Raw genomic sequence first — 22,490 nt, forward strand, 5'->3', positions numbered from 1 at the left:
TGCTGTTTCGGTTTTATTGAACTATCTTCGGCTAAGATAATAAATAAACAAACAAATGCTTTGGCTTTACAATATAGCAATTCAATTTTATGGATTAATTGCTAAGTTTTATTCTCTATTCAACAATAAGGCAAAACTGTTTGTAAATGGAAGAATTAACATTTTTGATAACATTTCAAGACAAATTGATCCATCTGAAAAACACATTTGGTTTCATTTTGCATCTCTTGGAGAATTTGAGCAAGGGCGATCCGTACTTGAACGCATTAAGGCTGAACGCCCAAACAGAAAGATCATAATTACATTTTTTTCGCCTTCTGGATATGAAATCAGGAAAGACTATTCCTTAGCGGCGGGGGTCTTTTATTTACCCCTAGATACCGCAGCGAATGCAAGGCAGTTGTTGAAATTGTTTAATCCTGAAATTGCTATTTTCACTAAATACGAATTCTGGTACCATTATTTTAGCGCATTAAATGCAAATAATACGCCAGTGATACTCATTTCAGGAATTTTCAGACCAGACCAGATTTATTTTAAATGGTATGGTTCTTTCAATAAAAAGATATTAAGGTATGTGAATCACTTTTTTGTGCAGAACCAGGAAAGTGTGGAGCTCTTAAACAGCATCAAGATAGCAAACGTTACTTTAAGCGGAGATACTAGATTTGATCGCGTTTATCAAAATGCGGAAAATCCGAAGAAAATTAACCAAGTTGAAGAGTTCGTAGACATAGCACCTGTGATGGTTGCTGGAAGTACATGGCCAGCGGACGAAATTTTAATTAGCAAGTTGGTTGAAAAGCACGCAAAATGGAAGTTTATCATTGCCCCTCATGAAATCGAAAAGGAACGGATAGCCAGTATTCGTGTTTTATTCCCAAACTCCATTTCATTTTCGGAATGGGAAGATAATTCTTCAGCAAATGTGTTGGTTATAGATAACATCGGAATGTTATCTTATTTATATAACTACGGTCAGATAGCTTACATAGGAGGAGGATTTGGAGTTGGTATTCACAACACACTTGAAGCCGCTGCATTTGGAATACCTGTTATTTTTGGCCCCAATTATGGTAAGTTCCAGGAAGCTAAAGATCTTATTCAATTAAAATCTGCTCAAAGCATTAGCAATGAAACGGAATTAAATAACGCGTTTGAGGCGCTAACTTCCAGTGACAATGCAGGAACAAATGCGAAGACTTATGTTCGCAAAAATACTGGTGCAACCAATATGATTGTAGATTATCTAGTGAGCATACTTTAGCTTGTGGCCATTTCTGCAAGCGCCTGGATGAACTTCGGGTTATCATTTAAGCTCTCTACCAACTGGACATGTTCTCCTCCCAATGCCCTAAACTCTTCATGGTATTCTACTGTGATTTCATAAAGCGTTTCCAAACAATCTGCAACGAAGGCTGGGCTGAACACCAATAATCTTTTCTTGCCTTGAGCAGCAAGCTTTTTCAATACATCGGTTGTATAAGGTTGTACCCAAGGCTCTTTTCCTAAGCGTGACTGGAAACAAACGGTATAGTCGGCCGCAGGAATACCTAGCTTATCAGCAATCAACTTCGCGGTATGATGTCCTTGTGCTGAGTAGCAAAACTTATTAGTATCATTTATGGATTGGCAGCAATTATCGCTTTTGAGGCAGTAATGGCCGGTATGATCGCACTTGAGTAGTTGGCGTTCTGGAAGCCCGTGAAAGCTAAACAGCACATGATCATAACTTGATGGATTATATTTTACTGCATTTTCGGCAAAAGATTCTATGATCAGTTCATTACTGTAAAAAGAATTAACGAATGATATTGGAGGGACAGTTGGCCATTTGCTAACCAGCTCCATTACGTTTTGAATGACAGAACCTGTGCTCGCTGATGCATATTGTGGAAACATAGGAATGACCTTAATACTTTCAACCAACCCAGCTTTCATTTTTTCCAAAGCAGAAAGTATGGATGGATTTTGATAACGCATTGCCAGTTCCACATGGTAATCTGCACCAAGCTTCTCCTGAAGTAAGGCAGCCTGTATCCTGCTATAGTAAAGAAGTGGCGATCCATTTTCATCCCAAATCTCTTTATACAGTTTTGAGGTCTTTGGACTTCTGAAGGGTACGATAATACCCTTTACGAGCAAAGTCCTTTTGAAGGCATTGATGTCAATTACTCGCTCATCCATAAGAAACTGATCGAGATACTTTCGAACATCTCCTACTTCCGGACTATCTGGAGTTCCTAAATTGACAAGCAATACACCTTTTTTACCCATAATGGTGCGAAATTAAGTTAATAAACTATAGCATTCAATGCTTTGAAAAGAATAATTGCTTTTTAATGATCAAGCAAAAATGATTTTACTTGCTCCATTAACCACATTGGGGTGGAAGTAGCACCGCAAATCCCTACACGATCCTTTTGGTTAAACCAGTTAAAGTCTATTTCCTCAACATTTGAGATAAAATAGGCCTTTGGATTGAACTTCTTACACACGTCGTAGAGTACTTTGCCGTTAGAAGATTTTTTACCAGATACAAATAAAATGACTTCATGATTGACAACAAATTTCTCGAGGTCAGTATAACGGTTAGAAACCTGCCTGCAAATGGTATCATTGGCTTTCACATCATATCCTCTACTAATTAGCTCGTCTTTGATTTGATAAAACTTATCTGTGCTCTTCGTAGTTTGACTATATAATGTAAATTTTGAAGGAAGCGCAACTTCATTAAGTTCTGCGATATCTTGAAAAACAATTGCCTGACCATCTGTTTGCCCTTGTAATCCTACAACTTCGGCATGTCCGTGCTTTCCGAATATTAATATCTGTTCATTATCATCATGTGAGCTTTTGATCCGATTCTGCAACTTAAGTACTACAGGACAGGATGCATCAATCAGAGTAAGGTCATTTTGGAGCGCCAACTCATAAGTTGACGGTGCTTCACCATGTGCCCTTATCAGCACCTTTTCACCATGCAGTTCCTTCAACTCTGTATGGTCAATGATCCTTAAACCTTTATCAGTAAGTCTTTTTACCTCTTCGTCATTATGAACAATGTCACCCAAACAATAAAGGTAATCTTCGTGATCCAATATATCTTCAGCCATATCAATGGCGTATACTACTCCAAAACAGAAGCCTGATGCTTTATCTATCGTTACACTCAGATCGTATTTCATTTTTCAAATTGAAGTATTAAATCACAAAAATACGTAAAAAGATAATCATATTATTTCCTCAAATTTTTTCCGCTGTAAAGATCTTTTTTGCAACTGCTACAACTAAAAAATAAGTCATGGCAACCATCTGCAAAGGGTGCAAGATGATATTTATAATTGGGTTTTGATCTGTTAAAAATGATATCATTATTCTTCCTAGAAAAACTAACCCGAGAGGTAATGCAAGGATCGTTATCGGCAAATTCCAAAACATGACAATCGGCCCGAAAAAAACCATTCCCAGGTATGCCAATGCTCCAAGCGAATTATTTCCCAGGATTTGGAAAAGATCATCACCATATTGTGCAGCATTTAAATCCTTGTTGTAATAGAGCATCTTATTAGCAATAAGAATCTCAGAATTTAACTTTCTTTCTTTTATTAAGGCAGATACTCGACTTGCAGCTGGAACGGATTGGTCTTCTTCATCTAGCCAATTATTTTCTCGATATATACGAGATTCGAAAAACATGCACCTGGGATCAGTGGCTGAAAAGGCTGTAGATCTGAGAAGTCGCACTAAACGAAGTGGTAGTAAATTTAATAATACAAGCTCAGTAATAGGGCTAAAAATATTACTCTTAAAATCCCCTGACTTTTTACTAGGAATTAAACTTAACATTGCAAGGTCAAAAACCTTCATCCTGTAAATCATGCTATTTAATAATCCATTTTTTACAATGGTATCTTGATCCAAGACCAATAAATATTTTCCCTGCACCTTTGCCATAAGTTCTGATAAAGGTGAATTTTCGTTGTTAATCAAAATTTCTATATGCCGGTAATCTTGATTTTGAAGTGATTTTATGACATCTCCCGCTTTACTAGGTTGTCCGACGACAACAACGGAGATAAGGTCAGTAAACTTACGTCCATAATGTCCGAGTTTTGGGTTAGAGAGGAAATTAAAGAGTGTAACAGAGAATCTTAATATGAGAAAGATGGAGACTACATATAAAAATATAGATATCAAGATTTGTGGCATCTTTTCAATGCATCAGCTCAAATAAACTCTATCTTCTTCGCCTTTTACATCCATAATCACATCAACATGCTCTTTGAGAACTGTAGCCAGCTGCAAACCTACAAAGTCCGTGGCAATTGGGAATATCTTATGACTTCGGTCTATTAAAACAACAGTCCTTATTTTTTTATGTGGAGTATTTATAAACACACCTAATCCGTAGGCTAATGTTTTACCACTATTTAAAACATCATCTACCAAAATTATCACTTTATTTTTCCAGTAAGATTCATCAAGATCTGTATTGGCTACTAGCTTACTATTTAATCTGTCTAAATCTATTCTGAGCATAGTAATCTTTATATTCGAAATTTCAGAAAGAACCTTTTGCAACCGTAGCGCGAGCTTATAACCCCTGTCCCATATTCCGGCTAGCACAACTTCCTTCTCATTCAAATTATCTTCAAGTATTTGATAAGCAATCCTGTTTATTTTCTGTTGGATCTGCTTCTTGTTTAGGATGAGTAACTGAGATTCTGCCATAGGTGTAACCGATTTTTTATGTCACAAAAAGAACCATTTTGAGGGTCAATATCAAACTTAGACAAAAATATTTATTCGAGCCCTAAAAAAAATCCAAATTGCTGCAACGTTTTGCCAGCAACAGCGTCTAATGATTGTACAATAATAACCAACATATAATGAAGATCGCTTTCCTAAACAAAACAACTGCAATTATACTTCATCTAATTCCACTTGTCTTTGTATCAAAAGCACAGGAATCAAAGTCTGTCGCGTTACGTGATTTTCAAGAGGTATCAATAACGAGCGGTATCGACCTCTATATTACTCAGTCGACCAGTGAAAGCATCAAAATAGTGGCTCACCCAGATATTTTAGAGAAGGTAGTTATCGAAAAAAAAGGTTCTCTTTTGAATATACATTATAAAGAGAATTTTAGTTGGAGCAGGTTTATAAAAGATCAGGACACGAAAATCTACATCAGTGTTAAAACCCTTCATGCAATTTCTGCAAGCGGGGGAAGCGATGTCTACACCCAAAATACCATAAAGACCGACAAGTTGATGCTTCATGCTTCTGGAGGATCTGATATAGATTTCAGCTTAAATAGCAGAGATCTTCAGATAGAAACTAGCGGGGGATCTGACATAAATTTAAAGGGGAGTGCAACAAATATGCTTGCAAAAGCAAGTGGAGGCAGTGATATCGACGCTCTCGGGTTAGTAGTGGAATATGCAAAGGTTGAAGCCAGCGGTGGTTCAGATGCAAATGTAAATGTAAGCAAAGCGCTGGAAATTAGAGCTACAGGTGGAAGTGATGTAAGTTATAAGGGAAATGCCGTAGTTAGAAAGACTTCTTCTGATAGAAGCGGCGATGTAAAAAGACTAAATTAAAATTTAGATAATTAGTAGTTAAAAACCTGCCTGGTGGATACCGGCAGGTTTTTTTATGTTATTTTCTACTCCTATATGGATAAAAAATGAAGTTAGCACCTTCCGGTACCACGACGAAAACGCACATAAATTCTTCAGGCTTCTTGTAATTCTTCAAAAATAGCGCCTTTCTATCTGGTGCAATAATTCCCTTTTCTACAAATTCTTCCAGTGTACTGGCTTGTATAGTCCAATCCGTATTCAGTTCTTTTCTGTCTAATATTAATTCTCCGATATTTACTTCATGTTGATGGGCAATAAAGATTGGATTAGCAGAAAGTCCTTCAACAATTATTTCAAGTGCAATCTCTCTAATAGATTCTGAATATAATTCCAAATCCTTTTCAACACTTAATAAGGGGCTTTTCTTTTTCTCTGGCTGACCATCCTCTGGTTCTTGCGGCAATAATTCTTCAATATCCATATGTACTATTGGCTGATGCTATTGTTTCTCAATTTTAACAACACCACGTTCTCTACATGTTGAGTATGAGGGAACATGTCAACTGGTTTGATTCTTACGACGTCGTATTTTAGGTTTAATAAGGCAAGGTCGCGCGCCTGCGTGGCTGCGTTGCAACTTACATAAACTATCTTTTCAGCTTCCATCTCCAGTAACCGTTCTATTACATCTGCATGCATACCTGCACGTGGAGGATCAGTAATTACTACATCGGGTTTGCCGTGAACACTTATAAATTCGCTGGTCAAAATGTCTTTCATATCACCAGCATAAAATATTGTGTTTTTTATTTCATTCAAATCTGAATTGAACTTAGCATCTTCAATAGCCGTTGGCACGTATTCAATGCCTACCACCTTTTTAACACTAGTTGCAACAAAATTTGCAATTGTACCGGCACCTGTATAGAGGTCGTAAACTAGCTCATCACCCTTAAAATCTGCAAAGTCTTTAGTGATCTTGTAAAGTTCATAAGCCTGGTCTGAATTGGTTTGATAAAAGGACTTTGCTCCTATCTTAAATTTCAGACCATTCATTTGCTCATAAATATGATCTCTACCAGAAAACAAGATCACATCCTGATCAAAAATAGTGTCATTCTTTTTTTGATTGACAATGTAGAGCAGAGAGGTAACAATAGGGAAGTTTTCTTTCAAAAATTCCATTAGTGCGTCGATTGTAGCTTGATCTGCATATGCAAATACCACAACGACCATCACTTCTCCAGTTGACGAGGTTCTTATAATAAGGTTACGAAGATTACCCTCATGATTGCGAAGGTCGTAAAAACTCAGCCCATTGTTTAGCGCATAAGTTCTAATGCTATTTCGTATCGAATTGGAAGGCTCTGCCTGTAAATAGCAGTGTTGAATATCTAAAATTTTATCAAAACGAAGGGGAACATGAAATCCAAGGGCATTCATATCCAGTTCTTCATTGGGACCTTCTTCCAAATCATCCGGCCGCTCAGCCATATCCTTTTTATCTAACCAGCGCTTGTTAGAAAAAGTGTATTCCAATTTATTTCGGTAGTATTTGTTCTCTGCAGATCCAAGTATTGACTCCATTGCAGAAGTGTCTACTTTGCCTAATCGTTGCAAAGCAGCTTCCACATTTCTACTTTTAAATTTGAGCTGAGCCTGATAGTCCATGTGTTGCCATTTACAACCACCACAAACGCCAAAGTGCTGGCAAAAAGGGTCTGTTCTTAAGTCAGAGGCATGATTCAACTTTTCAATTACGGCCTCCGCAAAATTCTTTTTCTTCTTGACAATACGAACATCTGCATTATCCCCAGGAACTGCTTTGTCGACAAATATTACTAACTCTTCTGCTTTACCGACTCCTTTACCTTCTTCAGCGATATCGATAATATTGAGATTAGGAATGATAGTGACGATTCCCGATTTTCTATTTCTACCCATTATCGGGCGAATTTACAGGTTTTTTTTGTAGTGGTAAAATAAACACTACGCTTTGATGCTTGGAAATGTAAAACACTAAAGTTTGGAACGGGCATAGCAATTGCCACAAGAGAGTAGCTCGCTTGTAAAAATTAAAATCAAGTATCAATTTTTACCTGTTAGAACTTTTAGAAAAAAACCAAAAATTCCATCGATCAAGCTAAAATTCATATCAAATTTTTCATCCACAAAAACAGAGATTTCAAAAATTTCCTTACTCATGATAAAAACAGCATGTTACAGAACAAATATGCAAGTTTTTATACCAAATACCAAAATGGTATAGTGAATAAAATAATGAACTATAAAGCCGCTTTTACCAGAAACGGAAGCAGTTCTTTTTGGAAACTCACGAAGTTTTTACGCACATCGGAATCACTAACGGAGGTGAATGCAAATGAAAAGCAGATACTCTTACTTGCCTTCAGCAAAAATGCCAACCCCTCTTTACGGGAGGGATTGTTTTTAAAATGATCAAGTTCGAGGTAAGCAGACAAAAGAAGGGATTCAAGCTGGTCAGAAAGGTGCTTTAGGAATTCTTGCGAATTGGTATTCTCTCTTACAAAATCCCATCCGATAAATTCGTTACATACAGTGTAGGTTAAACGACAGGTTTTCATCACTAAGGCCTTCAAATGCTCTTCTTCATCAGCGAATTGAGCCTGATTCTTTAAAATTTCATGAAGATTCAAATCAAGATAATTCATTAGGATTGCATCCAGAATTTGCTCCTTACTCTCAAAGTATTTGTAAATGGTAGCTTTTGCTATCCTTGCCTTTTTAGCAATTTCGTTAACGCTTGTTTTATGGTAACCATATTTTCTAAATAGTTCCTTAGCTGCCCTAATAATGCTCTCTTTTATCTTCTCTGGTTCCATTAATTAGTTACCTGTATTGAATTACCTGATATATACGTATTATATCTTTTTAATGATGTTTTGGCTGGTGCTTTGGCTGGACTACCATCTTCAAGAAGGTATTTAGCTCCGGAACACTTATCAGTAGCTGTAAAACTAGGGTCATCCAATTCGACAGCGCATGCCTTTTCAGGATTTACCGTGCTGCAGCGATCATAGGCGACATACCCCCCTGCATTTGTCCGGTATATGATAATCCCTGCTACCCCATACCCTGTTAAAGCTACCGCACCACCAGGGCTGCTCAATCTTATTAATCTAGGATCGGTAAGTGGGGCACTGAAATTTACAGGAACATTTGGAATAAAATTCTGCTCCTTACCGCATCCAATAAGCAATATTACAATTGTCAATATAACAGACAAATTTCTAAACATCAGATCAATGAAGACTTATATTGCTTTAAAAATCGCGTATCATTTTCTGAAAATAACCTAAGGTCCTTTATTTCAAATTTCAGATTCGCAATCCGTTCGATTCCCATCCCAAAAGCAAACCCAGAGTATTTTTTACTATCAATGCCACAATTTTCTAAAACGTTGGGATCCACCATTCCGCAGCCCAAAATTTCCACGTAGCCACTATATTTACACATTTGACAACCTGCCCCTTTACATATCGTACAGGATATATCCATTTCAGCAGATGGCTCTGTGAATGGAAAATATGACGGTCTAAAACGAACTTTAGTCCCTTCACCATATAACTCTTGGACAAAATAAAAAAGTGTTTGCTTCAAATCGGCAAAAGAAACATTTTCGTCAACATACAATCCCTCTACCTGATGAAAAAAGCAGTGTGCCCGGGCAGAAATTGCTTCGTTCCTATACACACGTCCTGGCATAATAGCACGAAATGGCGGCTTGCCTGATTCCATCATTCTCACTTGAACCGAGGATGTGTGTGTCCGCAAAGCAATATCACCCAGTTCGCCACCTTTTTTGATAAAGAAGGTGTCCTGCATATCTCTAGCAGGGTGCTCCTCGGGAAAATTCAAAGCTGAAAAATTATGCCAGTCATCTTCAATCTCCGGCCCCTCTTCTACAACAAAGCCAAGTCTGCCAAATATTTCTATGATTTCTCTCCTTATCAAGGCCAGCGGATGCCTTGCACCTACCTCAAATCCTTCACCTGGAAGTGTTAAATCTAGAGCAACATTCCCGGTGGTTTCCTGAACATTTCCCATATCTTTAAGATCCTGATATTTCTGTTCAGCCAATTGCTTAAACTGGTTGAGTACTTTCCCAAGCACCCTTTTTTCCTCAGGAGAAACGGATTTAAATTCTTCAAAAATATCTTTGATAATTCCTTTGGTACCAAGAAACTTAATGCGAAATTGCTCTAATTCATCTGCTTTATTGGTTGTAAATGAATTGATCTCCTCTGTGTATTGTGTTATTTTGCCTTGTAACATATCGCAAATATACAGCTATTTAATTACACTAAGTTCCTTGCCAACTTTAGTGAAGGCCGCGATAGCCTTATCTAAATGATGTTGATCATGTGCAGCCGACAGTTGAACTCTAATTCTAGCTTTGCCCTGACCAACCACAGGATAATAAAATCCTATAACATAGATTCCTTCCTCAAGCATTTTTGCTGCGAATTCTTGAGCAAGTTTAGCATCATACAGCATTACGGGAACAATTGGATGAAAACCTTCCTTAATATCAAACCCTGCTTCAGTCATTTTCTTTCTGAAATACATGGTGTTATGTTCGAGCTTATCTCGCAGATCGGTAGTTTGGCTTAATAGATCAAGTACTGCTACCGATGCTCCTGTGATAGCTGGTGCGAGTGTATTTGAAAACAGATATGGACGAGACCTTTGTCTTAGCATGTCAATAATTTCTTTCTTCCCAGATGTAAATCCTCCGGATGCACCCCCTAAGGCTTTACCCAGCGTTCCTGTAATGATATCAATCCTGTTTATCACATTGAAATGCTCATGAGTTCCTCGGCCAGTTTTACCCATAAATCCAGTACAGTGCGATTCATCAATCATGACCAACGCTTCATATTTATCAGCCAAATCGCAAATCTTATCCAATGGGGCAACAACACCGTCCATCGAAAAAGCTCCATCAGTTACAATTATGCGATGTCTTGAGTCCTTTGCAGCAATAAGCTGCTGCTCAAGATCGGCCATATCTGCATTTTTATATCTAAAACGTTTGGCCTTGCACAAACGCACACCGTCAATTATAGAAGCATGATTCAATTCATCTGAAATAATTGCATCCTGATCGTTAAAAAGAGGCTCGAATACACCCCCGTTTGCATCAAATGCAGCCGCATAAAGGATGGTATCTTCTGTTCCCAAAAATGTGGACAACTTGTTTTCCAGCTCTTTATGAACATCTTGTGTTCCGCAAATGAACCTTACTGAAGACATGCCATAGCCATATTTGTCTATAGCTCTTTTTGCAGCTTCTATTACTGTTGGGTGAGAAGAAAGACCAAGGTAATTATTGGCACAAAAATTAACAACTTCTTGGCCAGTATTTATCTTAATATCAGCACCTTGAGGAGTGACGATGATCCGTTCACGTTTAAATAAACCATCTTTTTCAATTTGTTCTAGTTCTTGCTGAAGAACAGGCTTTAGTGTTTTATACATGTCTAATAAATTGTTGCAACCAAAGTTATGTATTTCTCGTCTCACCATGGTAACCTAATATAATACTGGTTAACAAACTTTAACACTATTTTTATGTTTAGTGTGATAACAAACACGATATTTAGGTTTAAATACCACGGATGAAGAACATTTACTTAACGCTGATTTTGATTACCTGTATATTGAAAGCTTTTTCCCAAGAATTTAAGCTTAAGGGAAATATTAAAGATACAGATGGTCTACCTGTACCTTTCGCTTCTGTCTATATTAAGAATACCACCACTGGGACTTCTGCCAATGTAGACGGCGTTTACGGCCTTGCTTTAAACAAGGGTATTTTTACCATAATTTACAGGGCAATTGGCTATAAAGCTAAGGAAGAAATCATCAAAATAGAATCCAATACGGTTCAAGATATTACACTTACACCTGAATCTTATTCTTTGCAAGGCGTGACTATAGATGGCAATGCGGAAGATCCCGCTTACGAGATTATTAGACAAGCGATTAAACAACGAAAATTTCATCTAAAAGAAGTAGATGCGTACACTACAAATGTGTATATAAAAGGTGTGCAAAAATTAGTGGGGGCACCAAAGAAGTTTTTCGGAAGGGACATTCAAAAAACACTTGATCTGGACACAAACCGAAAGGGCATCCTGTACCTATCAGAATCAACTTCAACTTTTGCTTTTCAACAACCCAACCGAATCCATGAAGAAATGATTTCTTCTAAAGTTGCGGGCCGCAATAACGCATTTAGCTTTAATAAAGCGTCTGATTTAATGATTGATTTTTATCAAAACATTTTGTTAGAAAATACACTGAGTTCCAGGGGATTTGTTTCACCTATCGCTGACAATGCATTACTATATTATCGATATAAGTTACTTGGAGTAATAACCGAAAACGGTGAGACTATTAATAAAATAGAAATTATACCGCGAAGAGCGCATGATCCGGTTTTCAGAGGAACTATTTACATTAAAGAAGACAGTTGGAATGTGGTAAATGCCGATGTTTTTCTGTCTAAAAATTCTGGCATAAACCTTTTAGATACGCTAAAGATTTCTCAACAATTTATAAAAACAGAAAACGCTTATTTGCCGTCAAATATTAATTTCCAATTTAATGGAAATGTTCTGGGTTTCAAATTTGAAGGATATTATGTTGGTGTTTATAGTAATTACGATATTCATCCTGTATTTCCTAAAGGCTACTTCACTGGAGAAATACTTAAGATTACAAAAGCTGTAAACAAAAAAGATTCTCTGTTTTGGCTAAACAATAGACCCATACCTCTGACCTTAGAAGAAAGCAGAGATTATGTCCGTAAAGATAGTGTTGCGGCACTGAAGACATCTAAAAAATACTTAGATTCTGTGGAGAGAAGCAACAACGAATTCAAAATCACAAAACTACTTTTATCGGGGTATACAGTAAATAACCGTTACGAAAAAAAGTCACTTAGTTTTGATCCAGTACTTAAAGCAGTATTCTTCAATACTGTTGAAGGGTTTGCCGTTGATTATGGTGTTACTTATCGCCAAAACCTGGAAGACAGGAAATATTATAGCATAAGACCCGAAGTACGGTATGGATTTTCAAATAAGATTTTTACGGCAAATCTAACTGCAAACTATTATTATGATCCAATCAAAAGGGCTAGCATAAGTATTAGCGGAGGATCAGGCATTTATGACTTAAATCCGTTAGGTACAATGACGCTTTTGGGGAACTCTATAAATTCACTGCTTTTTGAAACTAACTTTAGCAAATTCTACAAGAAGGAATTCGTGAACATAGGAAGCACTAGGGAGTTGCTAAACGGATTGCAAGGATCGCTTGTTGTTGATTACACTAGAAATACCAATCTTGTCAATACCAATTCGTTTAAGATAAGAGATGCCAAGGACAAAGAATATACATCCAACAATCCTTTTACCCCACAAACCGAAACGCCCTTATTTGCTAATTACACTGCATTAACCCTTGGAGCCTCATTAACTTATACTTTTAACCAGCAGTACATTACACGTCCGGATGGCAAATTTTACCAAGAGTCAAAATACCCAACCCTAATGTTGAATTATAGAAAGGGTATTGAAGGGATATTCAATAGTTCTTCAGATTATGATTTATTAAATTTTACCGTTCAGCAAAACAGGATAAGCACTGGTCTTTGGGGATATTTTTCATTTGTGGCAGGTGTAGGGAAATTTTTGAATAACAAACAGGTTTATTATCCAGACTTTAAGCATTTTAGAGGCAACAATGCTTTATTTGTTCGTCCTGACTTGAGAAGGTTTTTATTCTTAGATTTTTATCAATTTAGCACAGATGATCAATATGTAGAAGCGCATTTTGAGCATAACTTTTCAGGCTTATTTAGCAACAAAATCCCATTATTGCGTAAATTGAAGCTAGAAGAAGTAGTTGGAGCAAGTTATTTAAGCCAACCTGTTAAAAGAAATTATAGTGAATTTTATTTTGGAGTTCAGCGTCTAATTTTCAGAGCAACATATGGTTTTGCGTATGATGGTAATAAGAGAGTAGAACATGGTTTCAGGCTTTCTTACGGTTTTTAGCAGCCGAACGAAATTACTAAACACTTAATAAGAAATTTTTACACGAATACCATCCGGATCATTAGGAAAACCTACGTAAAGCGTCATAGAATCACCATCCCAGCTGTGTTCAACATCCGTGAGTTCTGTTCCTTTGCTATTTGAAATGGAAATAGACTTTGCCTCCATAGGTAGGAAAATACGCATGCTGTTAATTGTACTTACCGGACTTTTTGTAAGAAAACTATATTCACTTTTGCGTATAATCTGATCATAAATCCTGGCGGCGGAAGCCAGCACCTGAGGTTTTGTTTTATCAGAAATACGGTCGATATTATAGAGATAGGCCTGCTCGCCGGGGGAAACTATCTTTTCTTTTAACACTGGCAATTTAGGATCAAATAAATCTATCAGTTTTCCTTTTTGGATGTAGCTTTCCACACTTGTGCTTTCATTCATTACAGATATTATATCATACGGGCCCCTGTGTAATACCAGGTTATTCTTAAATATAAGTCGTCCAGCTTTCGCTTCATATTCGTAAGCCTTTTTTACCAGGGAAAGAAAATCGATCGCACCTCCTGCGTTCATAATAAATTCTTTAGGGTTTTTCCTGATAACATGTAGGGCTCCGCTACCAATTTTAAAGGTTTGATCTGAATCGGAAGATATTTTAATATCAAAAAGGCTAAATAAATGTGCGGAAGGAGAGTTGAATGTTAATCCCTTTGTATTCCACCACTCCATAACCGTTTGATAAGGATCATCGTCTCGCCCACAATAAATTAAAACACCTCCCTTACGAACCCATTCAACTAAATATTTATGAACGGCCTGATTAGAAGGCTTCATATTGGAATAACTTAATATCAAAACCTTTATATCCTTTAATGTTGCAACATACTGAAGATTTTCCATGTGCACAGTTTGTATAGGTATCCCTTGTTTCAGTAGAGGTATCGTTTGCCCATAAAAATTTGAGAAATAAGGATCATCGTATCCATTGTGGGATGGATAGCTTTGAAACATTAACGAGTTACCCATTAAAACACCGATGCCATTCGCTCCACTAACTTTGTTGGACGAAACGGGAATATCGTTTAAAGAATTGACCATCACTTGCATCTGGGTTGAATAATATTTTGGGATCAATACTTTTTCCGCGCTGTTTGCCACCTGATAAGGATGAGTATAAATACGTTCTGGCCATGGCATTACCTCATAGTCTGCCACCATTGGATAGAGTAGTTTGGCTGTGAAAGTAGCCTCATAGTTCCGTTTGTAATCAGCCCAATCTCTTGCCCTGTCTTCAATAGGATCAGTCAGAAAAAACAATTTCCTTTTGGTGGGAGCTGTCATTGATACCATTGAACCATATTCTAGAAATGCGTTTTCAAATACCCTTTCTTTAGATTTCCCATTAAAAAAAATAGGCTCACGCGCAGTACCTGTCCATACTTGAGCAATGTAACCATCTATACTTGGCAGTGATGCCAAACTTGCTTCCGGACTAACAATTCTCCATGATGCATAATTTACCAAAGAATGTGTTGCTATAAAAACCTTAACTACTAATGCTTTGCTTTTGCCATAATCCTTAGCATAGGAAGAAACCTCCTTAATTGCATTATAATAAAGTTGGTATTTAAGCTTGTTTGACAAAAAGGTGTTTTCTGCGGATAAGTGCTGTGCCCTCCAAGGGAACCCATAAAAGCTTTGCCATTCCAATTTGAAAGGTTCTTCATACCCGGCCCTTGCCCAAAATTCAGGCTCTTCCAGGAATATATTAGTTATTCCAGCATCGATAACCTTTTTTACGATAGCAGTCTTCATATATTCAATAAAAGACTTAACAGGAACAATATATGGAACGACCCCCTTATTATGCCAAATGGTATCGCCATTCATTTGAACCTGACCAATTCCAATATGGTTCTGGCCGTCCCACTTTCCTAAGAAATAATCTGCATATTCCCCCCAGGCGATGCCAGTCATAAAATCTGTTTTATAACCACGATCTTGCCAGGATTTTACCCTTTCTGAAAATGTTAGGTTTTTACGATCATTTGCTCCGTAGATGATGGCTATATCAGATCTAACATCAATTTCTGGTCGCCAAACACTACCAGTTTGAAATGCAGTCTTATCATTATTTACCTGGGCAGATAACACTTTCGTTGTAAAAATGATTGCAAAAACTAGTAGAGATCTTTTCATAGCTTAAAAGCGCTAACTTTTTTCGATAATATTTTTAACAATTTCATTTCCGATTTGAGCTAATAGGTCATCTGGCATTTCATGTTCTGAATGCCAGGTTGTGGTTTGATTAGTGAGTTCTGGTGTAATGTGCCCTAAACTTTCAAGTCCGTAGAACAAATGAAATTTGTCTTCACTGGTTGAGGGTATAACCAATAGGGTCTTTTCTTTTTCATTTATGGTGACAAGAATATCAAACGGTTCCATATTGAAAGATAGCAATTTTATTAGGATGAAATTAATACTCAGGCCCATAAAAAAAGGGCGGTACTTTTTAGGTACCGCCCTTTTGTGTATAGCTTAAAAATTAAACTCCCTTTTTGCTAGTCATGCTAGCTTTTTTTGCTGGCTGAGCTGTTTTAGCAGGAGCCTTCGCATTTGAAGGTTTTGGAGTAGCTTTAGGCTTTTTCTCAACTTTATCTTCTGATTTAATGGATTCCTGATCTGCATCTACAGGAGTGGCAGTCTCAGTAAAAAGAGGTAATTCTTTTAGTAAGTGGTACCAAGTTATTATCTTCTTCATATCAGAGGTATATACCTTTTCCTGATCATGATTAGGCGCAACTTCTTCAAAAAAAGACTTTAAGGCCTTTGCATCCGATTTAGCATCAGGAACAGTTCCCTTAGCAACAGCAATATTAGCGAGAACATCAACCAATTTCAGGTCATCATCTTCTCCGTAAATTGTAATATCTTCCAGTGAGGCCAGCTTAGTTGTAGTTATATTAGCAACTATCTTTACTTTTTGAGCATCAAGACTTTCTAATACATACCCACCTTTATTCTGTCCAACTAATTTAAACAAGCCAGGTCTGCCTGAAACTGCGACTATTCCTCTTAAATTCATATCTTATATTTTTGAGAAGTTCAGAATTAATCTTCTAACACTTCTATACCTAAAATTCTATCCCCTTGTTTGATATCGTCCACAATATCCACATTTTCAACAACTTTCCCGAAACAGGTATGGTTTCTATCCAAATGTGCAGTATTTGTTCTACTATGACAGATAAAAAATTGTGATCCACCTGTATTTCTACCAGCATGTGCCATAGATAGTACACCGCGATCATGATATTGGTTTTCTCCAGTAAGCTCGCAATCGATCTTATAACCAGGTCCGCCAGTACCAGCCAGGTGTGCCTTATTTGGATCTTTTGAATTAGGACATCCGCCCTGAATCATGAAATTAGGAATGACACGATGAAAAGTTATTCCATCATAAAATCCTTCACCTGCTAATTTTTTGAAGTTAGCAACTGCAATTGGTGCATCCTGTTCGTAGAATTCAACAGTCATATTACCTTTCTCTGTTTTGATTATCGCTTTACTCATGATTGTTTTTTGTGAACGGCAAACTTAGATAAAATACTTTTTATTTTTAAAAAAAGTTATATTCACAGTTGCAACCTATGATATCCAAAAAATTATTCCTCACCATCTTATTGGTGGTTTTAACAATTGCGCTTAAAGCCTCCTCCATTTTGATCTTTATGGACGAAGATCAAAAAAATCACTTGAAAGCATATGGAATTGCTTACTGGAGTATTAAAAATCAAGCCGAAGTAAGTTGGTTACTAAACTATAGAGGAGGTAGTTTTTTAATTGGATATAATAAAAGCATTGAAGATGAATGTAAAACAAGGGGTGTTTCTTATCAGGTACTTGCTGATGCTAAGGCCAACGCTATCCTTAGTGAAATAAGTGATCCTCAAGTGAACATGGAGGTTGTAAAACTTGAGAAAGCGCCTAAAATAGCTGTTTATTCGCCAAAAAGTAAGTTACCATGGGATGATGCAGTAACGATGGTACTTACTTATGCTGAAATTCCATATGATGTAATTTATGATGAAGATGTTTTAAAAGATAAACTTTCTGGTTATGATTGGCTACATCTTCATCACGAGGATTTCACCGGTCAATATGGTAGATTCTGGACAACATTTAGAAACGCGACTTGGTACCGGGAGGATGTAAAAAATCAAGAAGCAACCGCTAAAAAAAATGGATTTACGAAAGTCTCCCAGATGAAACTAGCTGTTGTTAAAAAAATGAGAGATTTTTGTTCGGGCGGAGGATTTTTATTTGCCATGTGCTCTGGTACAGACAGCTTTGACATAGCTCTTAGCGCAGATGGTGTAGATATTTGTGAAAGCATGTTCGATGGTGACGCTGCTGATCCACTAGCACAATCTAAGCTAAACTTCAACAATACTGTTGCGTTTAAAGACTTTAAATTAGATGTAAATCCATCAAACTACGAGTTTTCGGACATTGATGTTACCCAAAACAGGACACTTAATCAAAGTAATGATTTCTTCACATTATTTGATTTTTCTGCAAAATGGGATCTTGTGCCGACTATGCTGACTCAGAATCACGATAAAGTTATTAAGGGTTTTATGGGGCAAACTACTGCGTTTAAAAAAAAGCTTGTAAAACCAAGTGTTACAGTATTGGGTGAGAACAAGGGCGCAGAAGAAGTTAGGTATTTGAACGGCGAAATAGGAAAAGGACGCTTTACATTTTATGGAGGTCATGATCCGGAAGACTATCAGCATCAGGTTGGCGATCCACCTACTGATCTAAGTCTTCATCCAAACTCACCCGGATACAGGCTAATATTAAATAACGTTCTCTTTCCAGCCGCCAAAAAGAAACCTCAAAAAACGTAGGTAAAAAACACTCTAAATCAATTAATCGTAGAAATTCCACATAACGCCAAATTTGAAAAGCAATCTATCTTGCATTGGATACTTGTTCACAGAGTAATATCCCTGTTCAATGAGTCCTTGATTTACATAGTCACACTTTACAAACAGGTTTGCTTTACGCAAACTTGCTTTAACCCATACATCAACGATTGGGGTGGAAGCAAACTTCTCCGTTGAGCCAACATAAAATTGCCCCGCAGCCGGTGAATATGAGTAGTTAGAATAAGGAGTATTGTAACGTATGTCGAAACCGATATTCGTTTTTAAGACCTTAAAAAAAGTTTGGTCCAGGTAGAAGCTATTAAAGGTATAAACTTCCGGCGTTCTTAGAATGCCTGGATTATCAGTTTTCTGGTAGACTACGTAAGCATCCAAAACAAATTTCCCGAATTTAATCTTCTTGCCTAAAGATAATTTCAGCATATTAATTGGAGAAGCGGATTGCGCAGGCAAAATTCCGGTAATTCCATCTTGTTGGAAATAAAGATAATTGTCTACTAGATAGTATTGTGCGCCAGCATCCAAATTCAGCTGGTCATTTAAATAATTAAATGAAAAATTGATAGTTTTTGTACGATCGAAATTCCTGTCCCAATTGTAATGGTTTCCAAAATACCTGGAAAAGACTTCCTCCGGAGATTTATTCTGAAAATAAGCACCTAGGGCGATACGACCTACAGACTTACTCAGTAATACGTTGCTTTTTGCTTCGTATAGAAAATCTCCAATATTCCTCCCCTGAAATATTTGTTGCACGTCTACGTTAAGATCAATTCTGTTGCTCAGTCGATAACCGGCCGAGCCCAGTAAAGTTACGTTTTGGAAGGAGGCATTGTAATCATAGTAATTAACCCGATCTTTATAAAGTACCCATTGGTTATAATTATAAAAATCATGTCTGATTCCAGCATCTAACTTTATTTCATTTTTATTTAATGATGAAGATTTAGCACGAAGAAAGAAGCTATAAATAAACTCGTTTTGTATATGATTATACCTTGTACTATCATTAGTGAATGTGCTATCTGCCATTCCTCTTGGAAGAACGGTGTTGTCATCATCTTCGTCCTTCTTAAAAGAATAGGAATTGGCATCATACCTAAGCATGTATGCAATCTTGTTAGTTGGTATAATCTTTTTACTGGTTGCTTCTGCCAAACTATCTATGCGACCTACAAAATAGGTCTGTTTAATCAAAAATGACGATTGGCGATACAATCTCTTAGCAGAATTAAGTCGAATAACTTCTGCCTCTCTATCTGCCACAAGTGCTTTTTTGGTGTAAAGGGTGTCATTTGGTAACGAACCATTTTCTTCCGCTTTAAGTGTATTAAAAACGGCATTTGCCCAGAGGTTATATCGTTTATTAGGAGATTGAAACCAAGTAAAAAAAGCACCGTTTAAATCATCTCCGCGCTGGTGACGATACTTACCATTGGCGCCTATCCTATTAAAATTAAGACCAAGATTCAGATTTTTGTTGATATTCTGCGAATGTATAAGTTTGAAAACTTGCTCTACTTCTCCAGAATTAACATAATAAAGACTTGTAAATGGCGCCCTTGCTTGGTAATATTTTATATCATCATGTGTCATCGCATAACTATCAAGCACATGGAATCCTGCGTCAAAACCGATAGTTTTTAATGGTTCGAAAAGCATGGGCATAGCGGCTAATCCTAAATTACCCAATCCAACAGTTGGTCTCCGGGGCTGAACAAGCACACTAAAATTATGAAAGCCTTTAAGCGTAGTATCTAAGGGTAAGGTTTGGATACTGTCCTTTGTAAGTCTTAAGGTAGTATATCTGATATATCTTGACGTAAAAATAACTGAATCTTTCCCCTCTTCCTCCTGCTTTCTCAACGAGTCTAACTCTTTATTATCGCTTACCTTAGTTTTTAAATCCTGCGCAGAAATACGGCTACAATTAACAGCAAATATGAAAAATAAAAGGATGGCTGCAACTTTGTACATTATAGTGTTGATATTAACTGGCTTAATATTTTTGTCAATTTAGGTTCGGCAGCTCGGGCAGTTTCCAATATTTCCTCTAAGCTCACTGGCTGTAATATCTCAGGAAAACCCTCATCAGTTAAGACGGAAATCGCAAATACTGGAATATTCATATGATTAGCAACAATAACTTCAGGAACTGTACTCATCCCAACGGCGTCACCCCCAATAATTCTTAGGTATTTATATTCTGCCTTTGTTTCCAAATTGGGACCAGTCACGGCTATGTAAACGCCTTGATGACAACTAATGTTGTGGGTGCTTGCAAGTTCTAATGCTTTTTTAATCAAATCAGCGTTGTAAGGCTGACTCATGTCGGGAAATCTAGGTCCCATATCGGCATCATTACTTCCTCTAAGCGGGCTTTCAGGTTGCAAATTTATGTGATCATTGATAATCATCAGATCACCTTTCTTAAAATCGGGATTTAATGATCCTGCAGCATTGGACACAAATAAATGTTTTATTCCCAGCACTTTCATGGTGCGTATTGGAAAAGTGATTTGTTGCATGCTATGCCCTTCATAATAATGAAGGCGACCTTGCATGGCGACTACTGATTTACCCTGTAATTTACCAAAAATAAGTTTACCAGAATGGAATTCTAACGTTGAAATCGGGAAATTTGGAATATTAGAATACATAATTTGGTATTCTATTTCTAAGTCATTTACTAAACCTCCTAACCCAGTGCCCAGGACTATTCCAATTTCGGGCTGAAAGTTATTGGTTTTTCTTCTGATGTATTCAACGGTTTCGTGTAGTGCTTGAAACATAATTTATAATCATTTGATCAAAGGAATCCTTGCTATGCCTATCTGGAACAATTTCAATTGGAAGGTAAAACACAGGAAAATCTAAAAGTAATTCTTTTATTGCAGCATCTAACAAGCGCTGGGAGTCTTTTTCAGTTGTGAGTATTATTTTGCGTTGTGATTGATCACTTTTGAAATCAGAAATTAGATTACCGATATTTCTTTTTGTAAACTGATGATGATCTGGATATTCGTGGTGATGTACTTTAAAAGACTTATTATTTAAATACTGTAAAAGTGGATCGGGATTCGCTATACCAGTTAAAAGGTGCAAACTATCAATATACTGTAAATCAACTACCTCATGATTACCATATAATGAAACAAGAGATTTATATTGGATTGAAGTAAAGTATACATCATCTTTCATTCCTAAAAACTTGTCTTTTATCTTCACTCTTTTTTGTTCATCCAGACTTGGGGACTTAGTGACAAGGATAATATCTGCTCTCTTATAATTATAGAAAGGTTCCCTCAAATCCCCGGCGGGCAATAAAAATTTAGATTTTAACAGCTTTGAAAACTCAAAAAGCAAAATACTTAAACCTGGCTTTACCCAACGGTGCTGAAATGCATCATCAAGAATTATCAGGTCATGTGTATCTTTTAATAAATTGATACCATTTACCCTATCTTCACACACCGCAACTGTTATCAATTTGCCAAATTTATGATAGTATTGAAGCGGCTCGTCACCTATTGTGTTTGCCGTTGACATGTCATCAGCCAATAGAAAGCCTTTTGTACTTCTCCCATATCCCCTGCTTAGGATGGCTATTTTATTTCCCGTAAGTATAGAAACTAAATATTCTGTTACCGGTGTTTTGCCTGATCCTCCGACTGCCAGATTACCTACACAAATGACAGGGACATCGAACGAAATTGACTTTAAAAATCCGATATCGAATAGCCAATTCCTTACCCTGATAATTACACCATAGATCAAAGAGAAAGGAAAAAGCAATAATCTTAAGTTGCTAGTCATGTAAGTGTTCAAAAATAAGAATTATTAAT

General features: G+C 36.9%; 21 protein-coding genes. 4 read left to right on the forward strand and 17 right to left on the reverse strand.

Going from position 1 to position 22,490, the window contains the following annotated elements:
* The first annotated feature begins 55 nt into the window (after positions 1-55).
* Complete coding sequence (locus tag ACXZ1K_RS00105) at positions 56-1,267, forward strand: 3-deoxy-D-manno-octulosonic acid transferase (RefSeq protein WP_458971355.1); 1,212 nt, start codon at positions 56-58, stop codon at positions 1,265-1,267.
* Here ACXZ1K_RS00105 and hemH read toward each other — a convergent pair.
* The 4 genes from hemH to ACXZ1K_RS00125 all read right to left on the reverse strand — a co-directional run bounded on the left by hemH (position 1,264) and on the right by ACXZ1K_RS00125 (position 4,734).
* A complete protein-coding gene (hemH, locus tag ACXZ1K_RS00110; RefSeq protein ID WP_458971356.1) occupies positions 1,264-2,277 on the reverse strand; it encodes a ferrochelatase in 1,014 nt (337 codons plus the stop codon). The genes ACXZ1K_RS00105 and hemH overlap by 4 nt on opposite strands.
* Positions 2,278-2,339: 62 nt before the next feature.
* On the reverse strand, positions 2,340-3,188 hold the full coding sequence (locus ACXZ1K_RS00115; protein WP_458971357.1) for a 4-hydroxy-3-methylbut-2-enyl diphosphate reductase: 849 nt from the start codon (positions 3,186-3,188) through the stop codon (positions 2,340-2,342).
* A gap of 58 nt (positions 3,189-3,246) precedes the next feature.
* Positions 3,247-4,212, reverse strand: a complete 966-nt coding sequence (locus ACXZ1K_RS00120) for a glycosyltransferase family 2 protein (protein ID WP_458971358.1) — start codon at positions 4,210-4,212, stop codon at positions 3,247-3,249.
* A gap of 12 nt (positions 4,213-4,224) precedes the next feature.
* Positions 4,225-4,734 (reverse strand): phosphoribosyltransferase family protein, encoded by a 510-nt coding sequence (locus ACXZ1K_RS00125; protein WP_458971359.1) that lies wholly within the window; start codon positions 4,732-4,734, stop codon positions 4,225-4,227.
* Positions 4,735-4,892: 158 nt separating this feature from the next.
* Here ACXZ1K_RS00125 and ACXZ1K_RS00130 point away from each other — a divergent pair, with 158 nt between their 5' ends.
* Entirely contained in the window at positions 4,893-5,606 is a 714-nt protein-coding gene (locus ACXZ1K_RS00130; protein ID WP_458971360.1) for a head GIN domain-containing protein, read from the forward strand.
* A gap of 58 nt (positions 5,607-5,664) precedes the next feature.
* Here ACXZ1K_RS00130 and ACXZ1K_RS00135 read toward each other — a convergent pair whose 3' ends face one another.
* The 6 genes from ACXZ1K_RS00135 to kbl form a co-directional block, all read right to left on the reverse strand.
* Positions 5,665-6,069 carry a hypothetical protein gene (locus ACXZ1K_RS00135; protein ID WP_458971361.1) on the reverse strand — a complete coding sequence of 135 codons (405 nt, stop codon included), beginning with the start codon at positions 6,067-6,069 and terminating at the stop codon, positions 5,665-5,667.
* Between the two features lie 5 nt (positions 6,070-6,074).
* Positions 6,075-7,532 (reverse strand): 23S rRNA (uracil(1939)-C(5))-methyltransferase RlmD, encoded by a 1,458-nt coding sequence (rlmD, locus tag ACXZ1K_RS00140; protein WP_458971362.1) that lies wholly within the window; start codon positions 7,530-7,532, stop codon positions 6,075-6,077.
* Between the two features lie 341 nt (positions 7,533-7,873).
* Positions 7,874-8,449 (reverse strand): TetR/AcrR family transcriptional regulator, encoded by a 576-nt coding sequence (locus ACXZ1K_RS00145; RefSeq protein WP_458971363.1) that lies wholly within the window; start codon positions 8,447-8,449, stop codon positions 7,874-7,876.
* On the reverse strand, positions 8,449-8,865 hold the full coding sequence (locus tag ACXZ1K_RS00150) for a Rieske (2Fe-2S) protein (RefSeq protein WP_458971364.1): 417 nt from the start codon (positions 8,863-8,865) through the stop codon (positions 8,449-8,451). Before ACXZ1K_RS00150 ends, ACXZ1K_RS00145 begins: the two co-directional genes overlap by 1 nt.
* A complete protein-coding gene (gene pheS / locus ACXZ1K_RS00155) occupies positions 8,865-9,902 on the reverse strand; it encodes a phenylalanine--tRNA ligase subunit alpha (protein WP_458971365.1) in 1,038 nt (345 codons plus the stop codon). Before pheS ends, ACXZ1K_RS00150 begins: the two co-directional genes overlap by 1 nt.
* A 15-nt stretch (positions 9,903-9,917) precedes the next feature.
* Positions 9,918-11,108, reverse strand: coding sequence for a glycine C-acetyltransferase (gene kbl, locus ACXZ1K_RS00160; RefSeq protein ID WP_458971366.1), 1,191 nt, complete (start codon positions 11,106-11,108; stop codon positions 9,918-9,920).
* Positions 11,109-11,248: 140 nt separating this feature from the next.
* On the opposite strand from kbl, the gene ACXZ1K_RS00165 reads away from it, so the two are divergent.
* Positions 11,249-13,696: a DUF5686 and carboxypeptidase regulatory-like domain-containing protein gene (locus tag ACXZ1K_RS00165; protein WP_458971367.1), complete on the forward strand. Its 2,448-nt coding sequence runs from the start codon at positions 11,249-11,251 to the stop codon at positions 13,694-13,696.
* Positions 13,697-13,720: 24 nt separating this feature from the next.
* On the opposite strand, the gene ACXZ1K_RS00170 is transcribed toward ACXZ1K_RS00165, so the two are convergent.
* The 4 genes from ACXZ1K_RS00170 to ACXZ1K_RS00185 all read right to left on the reverse strand — a co-directional run bounded on the left by ACXZ1K_RS00170 (position 13,721) and on the right by ACXZ1K_RS00185 (position 17,266).
* Complete coding sequence (locus tag ACXZ1K_RS00170; protein ID WP_458971368.1) at positions 13,721-15,892, reverse strand: hypothetical protein; 2,172 nt, start codon at positions 15,890-15,892, stop codon at positions 13,721-13,723.
* 12 nt (positions 15,893-15,904) lie between these two features.
* Complete coding sequence (locus ACXZ1K_RS00175; RefSeq protein ID WP_458971369.1) at positions 15,905-16,138, reverse strand: hypothetical protein; 234 nt, start codon at positions 16,136-16,138, stop codon at positions 15,905-15,907.
* 100 nt (positions 16,139-16,238) lie between these two features.
* Positions 16,239-16,778, reverse strand: coding sequence for a DUF5606 family protein (locus tag ACXZ1K_RS00180; RefSeq protein ID WP_458971370.1), 540 nt, complete (start codon positions 16,776-16,778; stop codon positions 16,239-16,241).
* A gap of 26 nt (positions 16,779-16,804) precedes the next feature.
* A complete protein-coding gene (locus ACXZ1K_RS00185) occupies positions 16,805-17,266 on the reverse strand; it encodes a peptidylprolyl isomerase (RefSeq protein ID WP_458971371.1) in 462 nt (153 codons plus the stop codon).
* Between the two features lie 158 nt (positions 17,267-17,424).
* Between ACXZ1K_RS00185 and ACXZ1K_RS00190 the strand changes: the two genes are divergently transcribed.
* Positions 17,425-18,606 (forward strand): asparagine synthetase B, encoded by a 1,182-nt coding sequence (locus ACXZ1K_RS00190; protein ID WP_458973215.1) that lies wholly within the window; start codon positions 17,425-17,427, stop codon positions 18,604-18,606.
* Between the two features lie 21 nt (positions 18,607-18,627).
* Here the strand turns inward: ACXZ1K_RS00190 and ACXZ1K_RS00195 are convergent, their stop codons facing one another.
* The 3 genes from ACXZ1K_RS00195 to lpxK are packed head-to-tail and all read right to left on the reverse strand — an operon-like array spanning position 18,628 to position 22,461.
* The gene (locus ACXZ1K_RS00195; protein WP_458971372.1) at positions 18,628-20,622 is read right to left on the reverse strand and encodes a putative porin; all 1,995 of its coding nucleotides are present in this window, start codon (positions 20,620-20,622) and stop codon (positions 18,628-18,630) included.
* The gene (locus ACXZ1K_RS00200) at positions 20,622-21,437 is read right to left on the reverse strand and encodes a purine-nucleoside phosphorylase (RefSeq protein ID WP_458971373.1); all 816 of its coding nucleotides are present in this window, start codon (positions 21,435-21,437) and stop codon (positions 20,622-20,624) included. Before ACXZ1K_RS00200 ends, ACXZ1K_RS00195 begins: the two co-directional genes overlap by 1 nt.
* Entirely contained in the window at positions 21,409-22,461 is a 1,053-nt protein-coding gene (gene lpxK, locus ACXZ1K_RS00205) for a tetraacyldisaccharide 4'-kinase (protein WP_458971374.1), read from the reverse strand. Before lpxK ends, ACXZ1K_RS00200 begins: the two co-directional genes overlap by 29 nt.
* Positions 22,462-22,490: the final 29 nt, after the last annotated feature.

The organism is Pedobacter jaeyakensis (assembly GCF_054461315.1).